Origin of the sequence: Streptococcus pluranimalium (assembly GCF_047785745.1) — a bacterium.
Taxonomy (GTDB): domain Bacteria; phylum Bacillota; class Bacilli; order Lactobacillales; family Streptococcaceae; genus Streptococcus; species Streptococcus pluranimalium_B.
Genome location: NZ_JBLOJT010000173.1, coordinates 1 through 1,821, shown reverse-complemented (window position 1 = coordinate 1,821; position 1,821 = coordinate 1). Strand labels below are relative to the sequence as shown.

The 1,821-nt window shown below is 38.9% G+C and carries 2 protein-coding genes; both read left to right on the top strand.

The genetic code is table 11. The features are described 5' to 3' along the window. The first annotated feature begins 106 nt into the window (after positions 1 to 106). Positions 107 to 1,021: a neutral zinc metallopeptidase gene (locus tag ACMZ6U_RS10250; protein WP_416108323.1), complete on the top strand. Its 915-nt coding sequence runs from the start codon at positions 107 to 109 to the stop codon at positions 1,019 to 1,021. A 163-nt stretch (positions 1,022 to 1,184) separates the two neighbouring features. Beyond that, positions 1,185 to 1,796, top strand: coding sequence for a TVP38/TMEM64 family protein (locus ACMZ6U_RS10245; protein ID WP_416108322.1), 612 nt, complete (start codon positions 1,185 to 1,187; stop codon positions 1,794 to 1,796). Positions 1,797 to 1,821 lie beyond the last annotated feature (25 nt).

Sequence of the window (1,821 nt, the reverse complement as noted above, 5' to 3'; positions counted from 1 at the left end):
TATCTTCTTCATTATAACAAATTTAAAGATTTCCATTGATTAGGAAAGCTATTTCAAGAGACTTTTGGTACAATTAAGTTATCAGATAAATTTAGAGGATAATAAAATGAAAATAGATGATCTTAGAAAAAGTAGCAATATTGATGACCGCCGTGGCCAGCAATCTTATGGTAGCTCACGAGCAGGTGGTATGGGAGGAGGGGCTCTGCTCTCTATTCTTTTTTCAAGAGGCTCCTGGAAAATGAAACTCTTCATGATTATCATTCTTCTCATGTTTGGTGGTGGAGGTGCCCTATCGGGGATTTTCACAGGTGGTACCAGTCAATCCTACCAATCCAATCAAATTACTCAGAAAAAAAATACCAATGTCAGTGATGCAGATGCTGAGTTTGTTAGTAAGGTCTTAGGTTCAACAGAAGACTACTGGAATAAACAGTTTAAAGAAGAAGGAATGGGAGATTACACAGAACCAGAACTTGTCTTTTATTCTGGTCATACCACGACTGCTTGCGGTGTTGGACAAGCAGCTTCTGGTCCCTTCTACTGTCCTGCTGACGAGAAAATTTATTTAGACCTAAGTTTCTATGATGAATTATCCAATCGATACGGCGCTAAAGGTGATTTTGCCCTAGCCTATGTTATCGCCCATGAAGTAGGACACCACGTCCAAAATGAATTAGGAACAATGACAGAGTATACCAAAGCTCGTCGAGGAAAATCAGAGGCTGAAGCCAACCAACTCAATGTTCGCTTAGAACTACAAGCTGACTATTATGCTGGTGCCTGGGCTAACTATGTTAAAGACGAAGGCCTTCTCGAAAAAGGTGATGTTCAAGAAGCCATGCAGGCTGCCCATGCCGTAGGGGATGATACCCTTCAAGAAGAAGCCTATGGTCGAGTAGTTCCAGATAGCTTTACGCACGGGACGTCTGAACAGCGTCAACGCTGGTTTGATAGAGGTTATCAATACGGTGATATCAGCCACGGAACAACCTTCCAAGGATCCTACAATGATTTGTAATTACCCAAAAAACCTAGCCATTTGGTTAGGTTTTTTAGTATTGTCAAATAATAACTATATTTTTCAATTATTTTCTTTCTATCTTTCAGCCTTAAGGCTGATGTTAGAAAGGCCTTATCTTGTTATGATAAATGAAAATAAGGAAAATCATAGAGGTTCCAATATGCCAAAATTAAACCCATCATTATCCAACAGACAATGGATTCAAATTGTTAGCCTGTTAGGTTTAATCATCTCGATAATCGTCTTCTACTATATCAAAACGCAGAGTCATATTTTTGCAGTAGGTGGTCCCTTCCAAAGCTTCATCACTCGTTTAGGTATTTGGGGGCCTGCGATATTTATTCTTCTACAAATCATTCAAGTCATTTATCCTATTATTCCAGGAGGTATGACTTGTGTTGTTGGGCATGCTGTTTTTGGGCCATTCTACGGATTTATCTATAACTTCATTGGTATTTTTTCAGGATCGCTACTGAGTTTTTATCTGGCTAGACAGTACGGTGAAAGCTTCGTTAAATCCTTTATTTCCGAGCAAACCTATGATAAATACATGACAAAATTAGACAAGGGACGTGGTTTTGACATTTTTCTCATAAGTGCCTTTGTTTTACCTGGCTTTCCTGATGACTTTCTTTGTATGGTGGCAGGACTCAGTAAGATGTCCTTTAAAAAATTCTGCTGGATTACCCTTCTCTCCAAACCAGCAACCCTCTATCTCTACACCTTAATCACATATCAAAGCCTTGTCTTTCTCAATCAAAGTTTTCTATAAAAAAACACTGGTTCAAATGCATGAA